At 58.9% G+C, this 16,369-nt stretch carries 15 protein-coding genes and 2 pseudogenes; 10 read left to right on the top strand and 7 right to left on the bottom strand.

The genetic code is table 11. The annotated features are described in order from the left end of the window. Positions 1-84: 84 nt before the first annotated feature. Positions 85-231 (bottom strand): annotated as a pseudogene (locus CVV76_RS25675) (IS3 family transposase); the annotation flags it as partial. Here CVV76_RS25675 and CVV76_RS11105 point away from each other — a divergent pair. Beyond that, positions 189-692, top strand: a complete 504-nt coding sequence (locus CVV76_RS11105) for a phage baseplate assembly protein V (RefSeq protein WP_102224698.1) — start codon at positions 189-191, stop codon at positions 690-692. The pseudogene CVV76_RS25675 and the gene CVV76_RS11105 overlap by 43 nt on opposite strands. A 207-nt stretch (positions 693-899) precedes the next feature. On the opposite strand, the gene CVV76_RS11100 is transcribed toward CVV76_RS11105, so the two are convergent. After that, a complete protein-coding gene (locus tag CVV76_RS11100; protein WP_233192813.1) occupies positions 900-2,291 on the bottom strand; it encodes an aminotransferase-like domain-containing protein in 1,392 nt (463 codons plus the stop codon). Between the two features lie 141 nt (positions 2,292-2,432). On the opposite strand from CVV76_RS11100, the gene CVV76_RS11095 reads away from it, so the two are divergent. The 7 genes from CVV76_RS11095 to CVV76_RS11065 all read left to right on the top strand — a co-directional run bounded on the left by CVV76_RS11095 (position 2,433) and on the right by CVV76_RS11065 (position 8,056). Beyond that, a complete protein-coding gene (locus CVV76_RS11095; protein WP_332888541.1) occupies positions 2,433-3,149 on the top strand; it encodes an AzlC family ABC transporter permease in 717 nt (238 codons plus the stop codon). Continuing rightward, a complete protein-coding gene (locus tag CVV76_RS11090; RefSeq protein WP_102224695.1) occupies positions 3,146-3,487 on the top strand; it encodes a hypothetical protein in 342 nt (113 codons plus the stop codon). Before CVV76_RS11095 ends, CVV76_RS11090 begins: the two co-directional genes overlap by 4 nt. 148 nt (positions 3,488-3,635) lie before the next feature. Next, positions 3,636-4,091 carry a GNAT family N-acetyltransferase gene (locus CVV76_RS11085; RefSeq protein WP_102224694.1) on the top strand — a complete coding sequence of 152 codons (456 nt, stop codon included), beginning with the start codon at positions 3,636-3,638 and terminating at the stop codon, positions 4,089-4,091. 431 nt (positions 4,092-4,522) lie between these two features. Beyond that, a complete protein-coding gene (locus CVV76_RS11080) occupies positions 4,523-5,161 on the top strand; it encodes an HD domain-containing protein (RefSeq protein ID WP_102224693.1) in 639 nt (212 codons plus the stop codon). 321 nt (positions 5,162-5,482) lie between these two features. Beyond that, positions 5,483-6,994 (top strand): AAA family ATPase, encoded by a 1,512-nt coding sequence (locus CVV76_RS11075; RefSeq protein WP_102224692.1) that lies wholly within the window; start codon positions 5,483-5,485, stop codon positions 6,992-6,994. Then, a complete protein-coding gene (locus tag CVV76_RS24675) occupies positions 6,991-7,638 on the top strand; it encodes an HNH endonuclease (protein WP_146010287.1) in 648 nt (215 codons plus the stop codon). The genes CVV76_RS11075 and CVV76_RS24675 overlap by 4 nt, the downstream gene beginning before the upstream one ends. 67 nt (positions 7,639-7,705) lie before the next feature. Further along, complete coding sequence (locus CVV76_RS11065; protein WP_102224690.1) at positions 7,706-8,056, top strand: nuclear transport factor 2 family protein; 351 nt, start codon at positions 7,706-7,708, stop codon at positions 8,054-8,056. Here the strand turns inward: CVV76_RS11065 and tnpC are convergent. The 3 genes and pseudogenes from tnpC to tnpA form a co-directional block, all read right to left on the bottom strand. Then, positions 8,040-9,597 (bottom strand): annotated as a pseudogene (gene tnpC / locus CVV76_RS11060) (IS66 family transposase). The gene CVV76_RS11065 and the pseudogene tnpC sit on opposite strands and share 17 nt — an antisense overlap. Positions 9,598-9,651: 54 nt before the next feature. After that, complete coding sequence (tnpB, locus tag CVV76_RS11055) at positions 9,652-10,005, bottom strand: IS66 family insertion sequence element accessory protein TnpB (RefSeq protein ID WP_102224689.1); 354 nt, start codon at positions 10,003-10,005, stop codon at positions 9,652-9,654. Further along, complete coding sequence (gene tnpA, locus CVV76_RS25600) at positions 9,999-10,406, bottom strand: IS66-like element accessory protein TnpA (protein WP_269844489.1); 408 nt, start codon at positions 10,404-10,406, stop codon at positions 9,999-10,001. Before tnpA ends, tnpB begins: the two co-directional genes overlap by 7 nt. Before the next feature lie 410 nt (positions 10,407-10,816). On the opposite strand from tnpA, the gene CVV76_RS24670 reads away from it, so the two are divergent. After that, positions 10,817-11,062 carry a hypothetical protein gene (locus CVV76_RS24670; protein ID WP_146010286.1) on the top strand — a complete coding sequence of 82 codons (246 nt, stop codon included), beginning with the start codon at positions 10,817-10,819 and terminating at the stop codon, positions 11,060-11,062. 171 nt (positions 11,063-11,233) lie between these two features. Here CVV76_RS24670 and CVV76_RS11045 read toward each other — a convergent pair whose 3' ends face one another. Continuing rightward, positions 11,234-12,847 (bottom strand): RNA-directed DNA polymerase, encoded by a 1,614-nt coding sequence (locus CVV76_RS11045; RefSeq protein WP_146010285.1) that lies wholly within the window; start codon positions 12,845-12,847, stop codon positions 11,234-11,236. Between the two features lie 149 nt (positions 12,848-12,996). Beyond that, positions 12,997-14,844, bottom strand: a complete 1,848-nt coding sequence (locus CVV76_RS11040; protein WP_233192812.1) for a site-specific integrase — start codon at positions 14,842-14,844, stop codon at positions 12,997-12,999. Positions 14,845-15,114: 270 nt separating this feature from the next. Here CVV76_RS11040 and CVV76_RS11035 point away from each other — a divergent pair, with 270 nt between their 5' ends. Continuing rightward, on the top strand, positions 15,115-16,281 hold the full coding sequence (locus CVV76_RS11035; protein ID WP_158243137.1) for a tyrosine-type recombinase/integrase: 1,167 nt from the start codon (positions 15,115-15,117) through the stop codon (positions 16,279-16,281). The last annotated feature ends 88 nt before the right edge of the window (positions 16,282-16,369 follow it).

Below are 16,369 nucleotides of genomic sequence, written 5' to 3'. Positions count from 1 at the left end.
CTCAGATAGGTCTCGTTCGCGACTTTGATCGAGGTTTGTCGGCAGCGTAGCAGAGTGACCTGCTCCCCGTAGAGTCCGCGTTCTTTAGTTCGCTCTGTTCAGGTTTTGGTCCTCTACTGACCGTTGGTGATACTCCCACGGGGTGAGCCCGTCGAGGCTCGTGTGGGGGCGGTGGTGGTTGGCTCCCGGTGCAGGCGGGCCGGGCCGGCGGGGCGCGGATCTGGGCGCCGGTGGTCGTGGGCGAACAGGTGATGGTGCATTGCCCGGGTGGCGACACCGCCCAAGGCGTGATCGGCGGCAGCGTGGCCTCCGATGCCTTCCCCCCGCCCAGCAGCGACGGCCAGGCCTACCGGGTCGAGCTGCCGGGAGGCGTCATCCTCGAGGTGGCGGGCGGTGCCGTGCGCATCACCGCCCCGGCGGGCCTCGTGGTCACCGGCGACGTGAAGGTCACCGGCGACGTGCAGGCCGCCGGCATCTCGCTCCGAACCCATGTCCATGGCGGCGTCACGCGTCGAGGCCGGCGGCGACACGACCGGAAAACCCGCGGGGTGAAGAGGAGGCCGAGTGCCACCGTTCAGGTGGCCTGCCTTGCGCAAGGAATGCGCCTTGCCTCCGAGTGGGCGGTGGCTCCTCACGCGACGCGCCCGGCCCGAAGCTGCCGTTCATACCGCCACCGCTATGCCGCGCTGTAGTCCGCCGAACCGGACTTTCGCCGCAGACGCCCGATCTTCGTGCCGTTGAAGGTCGGGAGTGCGGGACTTTCCTGCCGTTGGTCCCAACGCACCGAAAGAGCACTCTATATTCGAAGCGGACCGTCACGCTCGTTGTAGAGTAAGTGACGGCGCCTTTGGCTACCGGGTAGAAGAAATTGACCCTCGGCCGGTGCAAAACACTATCAGCTAACGGTTCATCGCATCTCTTAGGGCCCGAATGACGCGCCTGTCGCCGAGCTGGGAAACATTGAACCGCATAAACGCGGTCGCAGTCTGCGTGGGACTGAATACGTTGCCCGGAGCGGTAAGAATTCCGACTTCCCGGCAACGCAGGGCGACTTCAGTGCTGTCGACGTTTTCGGGGAACCGACCCCACAATAGGAACCCACCGCGCGGCATTATCCAAGGGGTAATCCCGATCGCTGCGAGCTCATCTGATGCGGATTTGCGCGCAGCTGCAAGACGCCGGTTCAACTCACTAAGATGCTTGCGATAGCCGCCACTGGTAAGCAGTTCCGCTATCAACTCCGCTGCGAATGGACTCGGACCCCCATGGCAGGTCGCGATCTGGAGATCAACGAGTGCCTCTATCCAGTTGGCGCAGGCGGCGATATATCCGCAGCGCATCGAGGCCGAGATCGTCTTCGAGAAGCCCCCGATCCTGATTACGCTGTCGAGCCCGTCGAGTACCGCCAAACGGGTGGAGGGTTCAGGCTCGAGGTCGCTGAAAGTGTCATCCTCGACGATCGTCAGCTGATGCGTGCGCGCCAAGCTGAGTACATGATGCGCGGTATGCGGCGAGATGGTCGCACCGGTCGGATTGTGCAGTGCAGAGTTGGTGACATAGAGCCGAGGTTTGGAGACTACGAGAGCTGTCTCGAAAGCCGCCAGATCGGGTCCGGTAGCGGCATATGGGACGCCAACTACCTGCAGCTGATGAGCGCGCAGCAGCGCATGAAAGTTGAAATAGCCTGGATCGTCTACCAGCACCGTGTCACCGGGGCGAAGCATAAGTCGGCAAATCAGGTCCAGAGCCTGCGAAGCAGAAGCCGTCAACATGAGGCGCTCAGGTGCGACCGGCAGCTCTTCTGCGGCAAACCGGCTTAGCAGATGGCGGCGCAATGCATGGGCGCCACGCGTGCTGGCGTAATTGGCCAACACCGCCTGATCTCCGCGCGCCAGTGATCGCATCCCTTTGCTCAGCGCAGCGTGTGGCATCCAACTTTCGGGTAACCAGCCGCAGCCCGGCTGCAACGTGCCTGGCTCAGCGTCGAGCATTTGCCGCGACACCCAAAACGGATCAACGCCGCGGCTGCGCGGCGATCCCGGCGCAGACAGCTTCATCGGTGTCGGTGGTGTGCCGGTTACGTAGAAGCCCGACCCACGCCGTGCCTTCAGAACTCCTTCCGCCTCAAGCCGGTCATAGGCTTCAACCACTGTTGAGGGCGAGACTCGCATCGCCTGCGCAAAACTCCGAACCGAGGGGGCGCGATCTCCCGGCGCCAGCACACGGGTCGCGATCTGATCTCTCACCGCCACCATCAATTGCTCTGTTTTCGTGCGCTTCGGTCCGTCCACTACCGCTCACCGTTACGGGAGTTCCATCAATACAGTTTGGTAATTTTGTATTGAAGTGTCACTGTCTCGATCTCTCGGAAAAAGTCAAGTTTGGACGGGCCGGACAGGCATTACCGAAAATACAAACGGACCAATGACACCGTGATATCACAACCGACCTCTCACGGCTTGCGCACAAGCGATGTCTTTCGCGACGGCGTGCGAGACGCAGCGCCTTTCGCGGCTTTCTTGTGCTTTCTCTATGTGGGCCTTGGGGCGCTTTGCGCTGCGAAAGGGCTGTCATGGATCGAGACCGTCGCGATGACCGCGCTACTCTATTCAACGCCCCTCCAGATGCTGATGGTGCAGAACCATGATGCCGGGTGGGCGACGATTCTGCCGATCATTCTTGTCATGAATGCCCGCTTCGCACTGATGGCCGCAGTCCTGGCACGCAGCTTCTCGTCAGAACCACTAGGCCGGATTGCGTGCTACATAACTCTGCTTGTGCCGACTGTGTTCGCCAATTGCCGAACGCGCTTCAACCGTGATGACGGCCACGCGCTCACCTACTTCGCCGGCATCGGCCTGCCACTCTATTTGACCAGCCTGTTCGCGATCATGGCAGGCCACCTTCTTGGCCCAGGTTGGTCAAATGCCGGCATCCTTGCCTTCGACCGCTTCGCGCTGGCGCTCTTTCTTACCGTGCTTGCGGGCCGGCTCTGGCCTCATCGCGCCGAAGTTGCCGCTTTTGCCATCGGCTTCCTCGCCACCCCCTTGCTGGGGCCAGCATTTGGTGCCCTGAGCGTGTTGGGATCACCAATGCTGATTGGCTCCTCTGTGGCAGTCTGGGGCGAGATCGGACGGCGAAGAAGATGACCGGCTTCGATCTATTCATCGCGATCGCCGTCGTGACCGCATTTCTGGCGCGCTTCCTACCATTCGTCCGCAGGCGCTCGGCGCCAGCGGAGGTTCGCGACAGCGTGGTCCTCAGAGTGCTCGGGTTGAGCAGCCAAGCGATGCTCGGCGCACTAGCCTTCGAGCTTGCCTTCGGCACCAACGCGAAGGATCGCGGCAGCGCCATCGGGCCTTCCAACGTGACGATCCTTGTCCTGCTTGCTCTGGGACTGATACTCGCCGCCCAGGGCCGAAAAACGGCTTTGATCTGGGCTCTGGCACTCGGCGCCTATCTCTCTCTCCATACGGTGTTTGGATGAATGGAAGCAGGCCGATCACCGCAGGGATTTGCCCGAAGGATCGCCATAGTCTCGAAACAGGATCCGGATCCATCGGGGCAAAGAGCAAACTCCCCGCAGGAGCTGCAGAAGACGGTACAGGAACCATCACTTGCAAGAGGCTTCCAATATGTCCCAACCGATCATTCGCAGTGTGAAGCTGGAAGATTTCGACGCGCTCTTGAAGTTGTATCTGGAACTGACCAATGGAGCGCCTGTCCTTGGCGGCCGTGCAGGGCGGACGAAGCTAGCCGAGATACTTGAACACAGCGGGACCTATGTCTTCGGCGCAGAACTCAACGGGGTCCTGGTCTCGGTTGCGTCCCTTCACATTTGCCCAAACCTGACTTTTGGCGGGCGTTCGCACGCGAGAATAGAGAACGTTGTGACTGCTCGCGAACACCGAGGTCGGGGCCTCGCGAGACTGGTCATGGAAGTGGCTATTGACAAGGCGCGCGAACAGAATGTCCTTTCGATCATCTTACTCACGGGCAAGCAGCTCGACGTCCGCGGCTTCTATGAAAAGCTCGGGTTTAATGCGGAAGACAAATGGGGAATGATCATCCGCCCACAGGCGAGGACATGAGGACGGGTGCCTCTTCAGATTTGGCACTCAACCTCTATATGATGCGACGGGTAGCGCCGGGACCTGCATCTGTGGTCAATGCGAAAGAACTAGCCTGCAGAAGCGCGGAATCTTCTTGGCAGCTGCAACCGCGCCGCAAATCAACTTCTGTCATGAAGCCGCCTTTCAAAAAGAAAGCGGCTTCGGTAATTCTGGGCTCGAAGCCGACATGCGGCGGCGCGGCGAGGGCAAGCACTTGGTCGGCCCTGGCTCGACGTCGCTTCCGGCCCTGAGCCGACGTTGGCCGGGATCACCGTTGCCGAAGCGCGGCTTCCCCATACCGGACCGTCACGCACGGCGCAGCATCGTCCAGGCCCCCGAGGCCGGCAGTGCGGGACATTCCTGACGTTCGCAGCTAGGACTATGTTAAGATAACCGGCACAGGCAGACAGATGCGCGACCAGTTTCCCAACCCTCATCTTGCCGAGGCGCTGCTTCCTCATGCTTTCGATGTGCAGGATGGAGCGCATGACGAGGCACATCTTCTGCGCGTTTGGCGGAATGTCGAAAGAATCGCCAGCGCTGAAGGGGGCGACATGGAGATCCTGCTCGCAGCCACTCTTCTGCATGACTGCGTATGGATCGACAAAGGGTCGTCGCAGCGGGGAATGGCTTCACGTCTCGCCGCAGCCAAGGCGTGCGACGTGCTGTCCGGTTTGTCGTGGAAGAACGACCGGATCGAACAAGTCTGCCATGCCGTAGAGGCTCACAGCTACTCTGCTGGAATCCTTCCCACCAGCTTGGAAGCTGAAATTCTGCAGGACGCAGATCGACTGGATTCAATCGGCTTCATCGGCGTGGCACGATGCTTCTACGTTGCTGGACTGCGGCGGGCATCCATCTGCGATGTGGTTGATCCAGCCGCAAGTGATAGGCCGCTTGATGATCATTCTTTCGCGCTGGACCACTTCCAGACCAAGCTAATGAAGCTCGGCGGCAATTTCCGCACCGCGACCGGGGCACGGCTGGCGGAAGAGCGATCCGCCCATCTTCAAGGCTTCTACCAAGGGATGCTGGCGGAGGTCGGCTAACGCTTCGGAGCGGCGGTGCGGCGTGCTGGACGCCCAAGTGACTGGGGCTGCCGGGCAGAGACGGCCCATAGCCGACCCTCGTGCTAGGCGCCGAGGATGACCGCTCCAAGCCCATTTCCAAAAGTCTTGCAAGGGAGACACCATGTGTCTTGGCGCGGGCATCTGCAACATGAGCCACTTGATTGAGGCACGTCATGCCCATCGTAGAAAAGTTGTTGCGGCGGCACATTTCGCCAGAAGTTGGCCGCCTGCACGCAATTGCCCTCGACATGGCACGTAGAGCTCTGAAAAGTAGCTGAAATTTATCCCGGGGAATGGTTCATGTACGCCGAAAATGACTTTCAGTTGCTGGAAGCGCGCACTGCTGATGTCCGCGTTGAGATGCCATGGCGACGCAGGGACCGCCCATACATCAATCCTCACGCCGTTTTTAGCCGCAAGCCTCACGTCGTTGGCGAACAGCATGAACATCTGACGGCGGTCATCGGAAAAAACGGAACTGGCAAATCCCATCTCTTAAGCGCAATCGTTCAGACATTCCTGCGCCTCGAAGAGCTGCATCAGGGTAAGCGACAAGAGATCAAGGATGACCTGCCGCTGGAACTTCTGGTCTATCGCGTGGATGGCTATCACTGCACGGTCGCGCAGACAGGGCGTCGTTCGATTAGCATTCAGGTGAACGGTAACGAAGTTTCTCCCAGAGATCTTCCTTTGCCCAAGCGCATCGTCGCGCTGACCATCAGCCCATTCGACAAGTTCCCACTGCCCCGAACTTTACATCGCTCGGTGGTTCAAGTTGATGCTGCATCATCAATGTACCAATATCTCGGTCTGCGCGACAATTTCGGGAAGGCATCAATTCGGACCCTTTTGTTCCGCTCCTTAAGCAGCCTGTTCGATGCAACAGATAACAATTCTCTCAGATTGAGCAACATTGGCGCAGTGTTCGAATTTCTCGGCATGAGACCGATGGTTAATGTCATCTACCGTTTCAGAGAAAGGTCCTTGCTCCATGATATTGCGAGCGGGCTCGATCCTTATACCGATGACAGGCTGTCCTATACGAAGAAGCGTCTGCTAGAAGATATTGCTCGAAGCGACGTTTCGTTATCCCACCTTCAATGGCTAGCAAAACTTGCTCTCGAGAAAGCCACGGGCAACCGTATCGAAACGCACGCAGACCTAGAGACCGGATTTCAGGATCCCTTGTTTCTTGATCTACAGCCGTTACGCCGAGCAGGCCTCCTGAGTATGTCTGGCGTTGAAGTTGAGCTCAAGGACGGCGGTCCGACCGACCTCCTTCAGGCAAGTTCCGGTCAGCTGAGCATGGTCTCTGCGCTCATCGCGCTCGCATCTGTCATCAAGAACGGCAGTTTGGTGCTCATCGACGAGCCAGAACTCAGCCTGCATCCCGAGTGGCAGGTGAAGTACATCGATTTGCTGCTGCGCACTTTCGCTCGTTACCATGGTTGTCACTTCGTAGTGGCAACGCACTCCCCCATGGTGATCTCCGAGTTACCTGAGCATGCCGAAGTTATCTCGCTCGACCAAGAAGAGCTGCCATCTACCAAGGAACTGAAGGGACAATCGGCAGACTACCTCCTCGCCGAAGTCTTTGGTGCGCCGACGTCAAACAATCTTCACATCCGAGACCGTATCGTCACTGCGCTCCGTATGATCGCAAACGGGGACATGAATTCCAAGGCCTTTGGGGAAGCGCTTGCTGACTTGCGTAAATTTGCGACCGAGTTGGAACCAAACGATCCAGCAGCTGAGCTGATTAGAAACGTTGAAGAAGCTGCGAGGGACGCAGGGACTGAGGCGCAGTCATGAATCCAGTTAAATATGGCGCAGCGTGCCAAGCACTGGTTGATACTTTCAATGCACTTGAGTGTGGGCAAAAGGATCACAATCACTGGGGCGATGACGCCATCAACGCTGTCCGTGCGGAGATCAAAGAACATTATATCGCCGAGCAGAACCGCCGATGCTGTTATTGTGGGCGCGAGTACCCGACTGACAACAAAGCAGTCTGGGACGGTGAGCACATCATCGCCAAGAGTATCGCGCCACACTTCATGTTTGAGCCACGCAATCTGGCAGCATCATGCAAGGACTGCAACATTGCTAAAGGAGAAGTTGAAGTCCGCACCAATCCCAAGCGCAAGTCATTTCCTGATCAGTCAAAGCACTACAAAATCGTCCACCCGCACTTTGATAACTACCATGACCATATTCGGTGGTATGGCGACGTAGTTAGGCCACTCTCTCCCAAGGGGGGCGAGCTTGTTGGCATGTGCAAGCTGTGGCGCTTTGGCGTCACCAAGGCTGGGGCCGAAGTGGCGCCGCCCAACCCTTTGGTCGACGAGATGATCGGCGTAATGATGGACCCCCAAGCAGACGCCGTAACCAGGGAAGTCGCTATCGAAGGGTACAAAGCATATGTGAGGGCGCAACCCCAGAAGGCGGCAGACTAGGGACGAACATCGATTGTGAGCATTCCACGTCCATCACGTAAGTTCCAAGGTGCATCAGCCGCTCAAGATGCGTCGCTACGCCCGCGACATTCCCAGCCAGATGGAGTTTCGCGGTGCCGATATCGCGCTCGTCGCAAGCGGGATGGCCGAAGCCTTTCCCGACATTCACCGGGAGCTTTTCAGTATCGACGTGTCGGGCGATACGGTCGTCGTCGAACTGGCCATCCGCGGCACGCATCACGGCACGCTTATAACGCCGGCGGGCCCGCTTGCCGCAAGCGGAAAGGTCATCGACGTCCCCTGCTGCGATGTCTTCAGGATGAAGGACGGGAAGGTCGCCGCCTTCCACTGTTACAACGCGTCATCGATCATGGTAAGCGGCGTCTGCGCCCCACCGGAGTTCAGCTTGCCGGCTTGAAGTTCCACGGCAGGAGCTCGTCGATCCGGTGCGCAGGATGGCCTGCCGCGATCGCCTCGAGCGTCGCCTTGAGGTAGGCGAAGGGCTCCACGCCGTTGATCTTTGCAGTGGCGATGAGCGAGGCGATGCGGCCCCAGGTGCGTCCGCCTTCATCGTGGCCGGCAAAGAGCGCGTTCTTCCGTGTCAGGGCGATCGGCCTGATGAGGTTCTCCACGGCATTGGAGTCGATCTCGACGCGGCCGTCCTGCAGGAAGGTTTGCAGCCCGTCCCACTGCCGGTGGATGTAGGCAAGTTTCTCTCCGAGGCGGGACTTGGCGGAGACCCGGTGGCGCTGGAGTTGCAACCATTCGCCGAACTCGGCCACCAGCGGCGCGGTGCGTGCCTGTCTCGCCGATAGGCGCTGTCCCGGTCCCATGCCGCGGATCTCGGTCTCGATGCGGTAGAACTCGGCGATCCGGCGCAGCCCCTCGGCGGCGATCTCCGATCCGTCGCGGTCAAAGACCTCCTTCAGCTTTCGGCGCGCATGTGCCCAACAGTGTGCAACCGTGATCGGCGCGCCGCCCGTGCGCGAGGGGCGCGTCAGCCGATCGTAGCCGGTATAGCCGTCCAGCTGCAGGATGCCGTCGAAGCCCTGCAGGATCTGCTCCGCGTTCACGCCGGCGCGGCTCGGGTGGTACGTGAAGACCACGCCGGGCGGGTCATCTCCGCCCCAACCCCGATCGTCTCGAGCCAGCGCCCAGAGGAAGCCGGTCTTTGTTCGGCCCCGCCCCGGGCTCCAGAACCGGCGCCGTGGTTTCGTCCATGAAGAGCTTGCCCGAGCCTTTCAGGTGCTCGGCGAGCCGGTCGACCACCGGAGCAAGGTGGAAGGCCGCGGTGCCGACCCAATCGGCGAGCGTGCTGCGCTGGAGATCGATCCCAGAGCGCGCGAGGACCTGGCTCTGGCGATACAAGGGCAGATGGTCGGCGAACTTGGCGACGAGCACATGCGCGATGGCGCCCTCGGTCGGTAGCCCGCCCTCGATCAGGTGGGCGGGGGCCGGAGCCTGGGTGATCCCTTCGGCGCAGGCGCGACAGGCATACTTTGGCCGGACCGTCACGATGACGCGGAGCTGGGCCGGCACGATGTCCAGCCGCTCGCTACGGTCCTCGCCGATCCGGTGCATCGTGCCGCAGCCGCACGGACAGTCCAGGCTGGCCGGCTCGATCACCTGCTCGGTCCGGGGGAGGCCTTGGGGCAGATTGCCTCGGTTGCGCCGGGCGGTCTTGGCGCGCCGCGGACCGGACGAGGCCGGGGCCTCTTCGGCCTGCTGCGCCTCGACCTCGGCGACGGCAGTTTCCAGGTCCTCGAAGGCCAGCTGCCGCTCGTCCTCGCTGAGCCTCTCGGACTTCTTGCCATGCACGACCTGGTTCAGCTCGGCGACGAGATGCTCGAGGCGCTTGTTGGCTTCCCTGAGTGCATCGCGCTCACGCAGCACGGCCAGAACAGCTTCACGCTGGTCTTCCGGAATGGCCGACAGGTCGAGGGATGGGACGCTGGACATGGCGGGATCATACCCTGCTCCCGTCCTCGGCAGGCAGGCTTTCTTGCCCCTGAGTCATTCTGCCACAGCCGGGCGGCGCGCCTCCAGGGACCGCACCCGCCGCCAATCCAGCCCGGCGAACAGCGCCTCGAACTGGGCGCGGTTCAGCGTCATCGCCCCATCCCGGATTGCGGGCCAGGTGAAGGCGCTCTCTTCCAGCCGCTTGTAGCCCATGACGAGGCCGCTGCCGTCCCAGAACAGGATCTTCATCCGGTCCGCGCGCTTCGCTCGGAAGACAAAGACCGTCCCGGTGAACGGATCCTCGGCCAGGGTCGACTGCACCAGGGCGGCCAGGCCATCATGTCCCTTGCGGAAGTCTACCGGCTTCGTCGCCACCAGGATGCGGACCCCTTGGGACGGCATCAGCATGTCGGTGCTTCCAGAGCATGCACGATCGCGGCGATCCGATCTGCCGGCGTGTCGGGCGACAGCTCGATCTGCACCGCTCCCCTGATGATCCGGATCATATGCTCGGGCGTCGCGCTCGTCGGCTCGTTCCTCTCGGCCGGATCGCAAACGACCAGCGGCGCGAAGACCGGCGCGCCGATCTCCTCGGCGGGGAGAACCAGCTGTCCGTGCTTTGCCAGGCGCCGCCAGGCCGAGAGCTGGTTCGGGCGGATGTCATACCGACCGGCCACCGCATTCACTGTCGCCCCCGGCTCCAAGGTCTCTGCCACAGCGCGAGCCTTCGCATCGTCCGGCCAGCGCCGGTGACCCGACGCGTAGATCTCGACGCCCAGAGATTTGAGAAACGAATTTGTCGCACACATTGCGAAACGCACTCCCCATCATGAGATGGGTATCACCTCGCAGCGTCAGAGCTCATCTACAACGTGGGTCGCAGACGTCGCTTACGATCATGCAGCAGCAGCTGAGTTGATATTTCATGCCAGAGCTGCCCCGGAGGCAGCCCTGGGCTCGAACCGGACCTGCGGCGGTGCGGCGTGCTCGACACCCAGGCGAGTGGGGCTGCTCGGCAGAGGCGGCCCTCACCGGACTTTCGGCAGCACCGCGCGACCCGCTAAAGGAGACGTTCGCGCTGTCCCCCTGAGGCAACGAAGCTGGATTGTGTGGCTATGGGAAATTTTAGATCTTTCGATCAACCACGTTCAGCCATAGTATTTTTGTAGGCGCAACCGACCTTATGCGGAACGCTGCCGGACATGAATTGGAGGCAATGGTGAGCAATAAGCGTTCAGATTTTCTGTGGATCGTGCAAATGATTATGATCAAGCATAAAGATAGTATTGTCGGCTGGTCCGGCGTTGCAGGCGATGCCGTTGCCGCAAGCTATGCTATCCCAATCGATCGCACGGCTCGAGATGCCGCTTTAGATTTTTGCGGTGTGCTCGTTGAGGGGTTCGACGGAGATGAGAAGGCGCCTGTTCCCGACTGGATGGTGAATTTGAGTGAACCAACCAACTGAGCTTGATAGGCTAAGCCTTATTAACAGCCCATTGCTAATATTCATGCTATCAGCGCCTAATGACCGCTTCGACGCGGACACGCGTTAACCTAAGACTCGTTACTCCCGGAGGGATTGGCTGCCTACAAACCCCGCCTGGACCATAGGGCATCAGTTGACGTCTCCTCAAGTTTAGAGTTGGTCAATGAACCAGTCGGCCGCATGCTGTTTCATATTCTTCAGTAAGGGTCTCTTCTCATCTTCGGAGAATCCCACGTAATCTCTAACCGCCGCATAGATGGCTCGTTGTACGAATTGAGGGACGTTGCCAAAAACCTCCATCGCCAGGTTTCGAAGGCGGGCACGGTCAAGGCAAGGATAACCCAATGAAATGGCCTCTCTGAAGAAAAGCATATTGTCAGTCTGAAGGTGTCCATCCACCACTGCTCTTACAAAGCGAGGCTCATAAAATGAGGGGTGTGCCGCAACTCTAATAATTGGAACTTGTAGGGGGTATGCACAGATCGACCAATCGAATGAGTCAAAGACAGCCGCTTTTATTTTAAGGCATTTATCTTCATTGAACTTTTCCGCTTCCTTGACTAAGGCGTCGCAGATGTAAAAGACTGACGTAATTTTTCCGTCAATGAGTATCTTAAGTATCTCAACATCCTGATCGGCATATACAAAATACTTAACCGCTAGCTTTATTTGCTGCTCTACCTCATCCTCATCTGCATTCTGAAACTTCGAGATGATCTCCGCCTTTGGAATCGCAATGATCTTATTCAGCGCGTCCTTTCCGGGTTCCCTATAGAATCGCGAGATGGAAGTTCTTCCGCTGACGCGAACAGCTCGCTTCACTTCGACCTTCTCGTCGATGTCGATCTTCTCGTGCTCGCCCCCCGCGAATCTATTGGCGATTGCCGCCACCTCGTCAGGATCAACAATCTGAAAGATATCTGTCTTTCGGCTATTCAGTGACAACCCTTCGTCCGCGAGCAACGATGTGAGTATTTCAATTGACTTTAGGGCTTCCAATCTTGTATTCGCGAATATCCTGAAATCATCAACGTAGCGCACGAAAACTATGCCTGAGTCTTTAAGCTTTCGGTCGACATTTAGTAATATAGCTTCCGACAAAATCCGACTGGCATCAGATCCGACTGGAACACCAAAGCTTCTTCGATCCCCCGCCCAAAACAGCAGCATTTCTCGTAGCAGCGTCACATACTTCTTGTCACACCCAATGTTCAGTAGGTGATTTTCTAAGGTATGGTTCCCAATCCTGTCGAAAAAATTTGAAATATCTGTAACAACCTTCCACTCTCCCACTCTGTCCTTCGAAATATTAGAGGACTTTTCGCGGAAACTATCATACCCGAAACTGGGGTCGAATATTTCTGTATCCAGGTCCGCCCGCCGATGCGAATGCACCCACCCCTCAGCTTTCGGAATTCTCTCCGCTTCTATTTCAGAGAACACCATCAATGACGCTGCCAGATATTTTACGGCGTCAAATGGATCGAGCCAAGCTACTTGTCTGAATGTGTGTTGATCTTTCGTGACCAATCCGCGTCTGGTTGGCCCAATTCGCTCCCTCTGGAGGTTTGCTGCTTGCAGAAATCTTAGCGTATCCGTCTTTGCTTTCTTTGCAAACTCGGCATGATTTGTGGTCAGGACAGCGCTTTCCAGTGATTGCGAGAAGATTGGCGGCTTGAACACATCATCGCTGCCTTTCTCGATAACCCGTGCAGTCGCTAAGTCGATAGCGTTCTTTGCCTTGTCGAATTCTGCTTTGTCCAACTTATGCACCGGATTTAAGGAACATCCGAATGCTAACCAGCGCTGATTGCTTGCGCAAGCTCTGCTTTCCTCGCACTTCTCATAGCCGCCGCTGGCGCATAACGCAGCGAACGCACACTTTCCGCCCAAAAACGCCTGACACTTCCCCGTCACACCCAAAGTGGCAGAACATCGATTGCCGGGCGCATCAGGTTGGGTGGGGTCGGCTTGTGGTAAGTCTTCTCGTGGATATCGCGCCCTTCATGGCCCACAATGTCGCGAATGATTTTATCGTCGATTGCTGCGTGTTCGAGCGCGTTCTGCACGTAATGGCGGAAGCTGTGGAAAGATAGCGCCGCGCCATCGGCACCCAGCGTATCATCGACGATCTGTCGCATCCGACGCCCGAGTTTCTTGCCGTGCTTGCCACTCTTCGGCTCCCGAAGGTCCGGAAACAGATCAGGGTGCCCGGCACGCTTCATTTTCGCGACATGGTCGAGAAACCCGAGCTCGATCAGCCGCGCATGGATCGGCACGATACGACAAGAGGAGAGCGTCTTGACACGGCGCTGCTCGGTTTCACGGATTGAAATGCAAGAGATGCCGTCGACCTCGATGACGTCCTCGGGCGACAAGCCTGCGATCTCTTCGCGCCGTGCCCCGGTTGCCGCGCCGATCAGAGGGCACCAGTAGATGCCGTTGCGATAGATCGTTTTGCCCGGACGTGTTTGGTAGTATTCTGTCTCAGAGCCCGTCCAGACCGGGTTTTGGAACAGCGCCTCGAGTTGCGGCAGGGTGAAAGCATCCTTCTTTTCGCTTTCGCGCACAGTTTCCTTACGGCGCAACTTGCTCGGATCGAGGCGTGGGTCGATCAAGAAGCCCTCATCGCCGGCCCAGGTCGCGACCTGACCGAGATGATCGAGGTGCCGATTGATCGTGCCGGTCGAGAGGCCAACCTGATCGGCGGGCAGGGTGGCAGCACGCGCCATAGCCTCGTCGCGGGTCGCGGTGCGATCCTTCGGGCTCTTCCCCCAGCTTTTCGGAATTTTCAAGAGCGCGGCACGGAAGGCGGTCGCATCAGCCTGTCGGACCCGCCGGATATCCGTGATCCCGGTGAGAAGCGTAAACAAATCGCCAAAACTACGATATTGGCGCAGCGTCTTCTCTTCGATACCTTCTTCGCGTTTCATCGCGATCAGCCGGTCGATCACAGCGTTGAGCGCGGGATCAAGAGCAGGACCCTGAGCGGGCGGCGGCACGACAGCTGGTGTTCGCGCCGTATGGTCCGGTGAGAAATTAGGCGCCGGGCTTGACGCTTCGCGGCCCAGCAGGTCGGACGGTGTCTGGACGGCCAAGTCATCGGCCAGGGCCTCGATCGGCTCGAGAGCTGTATCCTTGCCGGCCCACGCGGCCCGCTTGCCAGAAATCAGTAGGCTCATGAGGGTCACCACCTCAAAGGCAGAACTTGCCGGACGCCCGGTCAGATCCTGAAACTCCCTTGCGATGATACGCCTGCGGCTATCGCTGGCAAGGTCGCGGCGATACAGGTCGATCGTCGAGTTCAAAAGTTCAGAAGCACCTTCGGGTGCCTCAGCATTCAATCCCGACCGTGCCAGATATGCCCAAGCGTCTCGCGCGGCCTCGTCTTGGCGCAAATCATCGAGCGGATCGAGGGAGTCGAACCGGCGCAGCAATTGCAGCTTTTCGATCTTCGCCCGCTCGCGCTTGATTACATCCGCCAGCCAGGCGCGCGCCTCCTGAGGCGAGATCTCGGTCCTGATGATGCCATCCATAAATGTGTCGCTCTCCGCACTAATCTTACGGGCTAAGATAATCGCAACACGGCGATCCGTCGTCCCCAGGGAGAGCTTCAGGTCGACGAATTTTGTGGAAAACACCCGGATCCGACGGCGCCATTGATAGGCGGTGCCGCGACGGGAGAGATGAGGTTGGCCGTGCATGGTCTTGCGTCGCCCTTGTTTCGGACGGACCCACGCAAAACTCGGGTGATGGAACACCCGTATGCCACACCTACGAAGCCATGAAAGGCTTTTTGTAGCTAAATCAACACCCTAGAGGGGAAGTTGGCTCCGGCGGTAGGGATCGAACCTACGACCAATTGATTAACAGAGGACTGCCGTCGATCTGGATTGATCGGGATTGATCTGGAAAAAGTAAAGAAAATAAGGTGTTTATGAGTTCTGCAACAAAAAACAAGTTGGTCAGTTTCGGGTTAGATCGTACTATATCGGGACGAAATGTTGCAGAGAATGTTGCAGAGGACTGCTGTGCCCGCCATCAAGCTGACATCCCGCCCCGAGATCGCGAAGATCAAACACCCCGAAACCGGCACGGAGTTTTACTCCCATGACGGCGATGCGCTGCGCGGTATCCGCCTCGCTGTCGGTGCCCGCACAAAGTCATGGATCCTGACAAAACGGATCAACGGCAAGGTCCGCTCGGTGAAGCTCGGAGAGTGGCCTGAGGTCGCGAACGGCGGTGCGGCGGAGGAGATCGCCAAGAAGAAGATCGCAGAACTCGTCACCGGCACGGATGCTGCCTCGACGAAGGTCGTGACCTTGATGGATGCCTTCGACTCCCATGTCGCGCGGTCGCACGCGAAAGAGGCGACCATCGACACCTACCGCTTGCAGATCAAGAACCATCTGTCCGACCTGTTCGCCCAGCCCATCGAGCAAATCACGTTGCCGATGCTGGAGAATGCGATCAAAGGCAAAACGCCCTCGACGGCGAAGCACCTTGTGCAGATCATCAAGATGGCCTTCCGTCGTGCCTCCATCATCCGCCGGTGCTTCGACGTGTCGGCGGACCTCAAGCCGCCGCAGAAGCACCGCGTATCGTCATCCGTGCTGTTCGATGCGGCGGATGCGTGGCCGGCCCTCGACCTGATCCTCGCCTCGCGCAGCATGATCACCCGCACGGCGTGGCTGACGATGCTTTTCACGGGCTTCCGCTCCCTCAACGTCCGCGCCCTCGATTGGGAGCAGGTTGACCTCCAGCGGAAGACGATCACGCTCGACGAGATGAAGAACGGCCTGTCCCGCACGTTCCCCGTCGCAGACGTGCTGATTGAGGCGCTGAAGGCGCTTCCTCACCGTCAGGGGTATGTGTTCCCCGCTGACTCAAAGACGGGTCATATCGACCAGCTCATGGCCCGCACGGTCACGGTGGGCGAGAGGGATGATGCGCACAAGGTCAAGGTGCTGCGTCAGCATGATTGCCGCCGACTTTTCACGACCGCCGCGCGCCGCGCGCGTTTGCCCGAGTACATCATCGACGAACTTCGCGGCGACACGCCCAAGAAGGTTCAGGACATCTATGACCAAGGCTCGGCCAACCATGCCGACGTGAACAAGATCGCCGCGCGCATCCTTAAAGAGTGCGGTGCGTCACCTGCTTCTGTTCTTGAGCGGATCAAACGCCCTGACTTATGACGATGATATTGGAGCATATCACGGGACCGCATCGCTGGTGGCGAGCCCGTGTGAGGGGAAGCCAGCAAGAAACACCCCCGCCTCTTTG

The organism is Acidimangrovimonas sediminis, assembly GCF_002871005.1.
Taxonomy (GTDB): Bacteria; Pseudomonadota; Alphaproteobacteria; order Rhodobacterales; family Rhodobacteraceae; genus Acidimangrovimonas; species Acidimangrovimonas sediminis.
The sequence above is the reverse complement of the archived record's forward strand: the minus strand, read 5'-3'. Positions and strand labels throughout refer to the sequence as shown.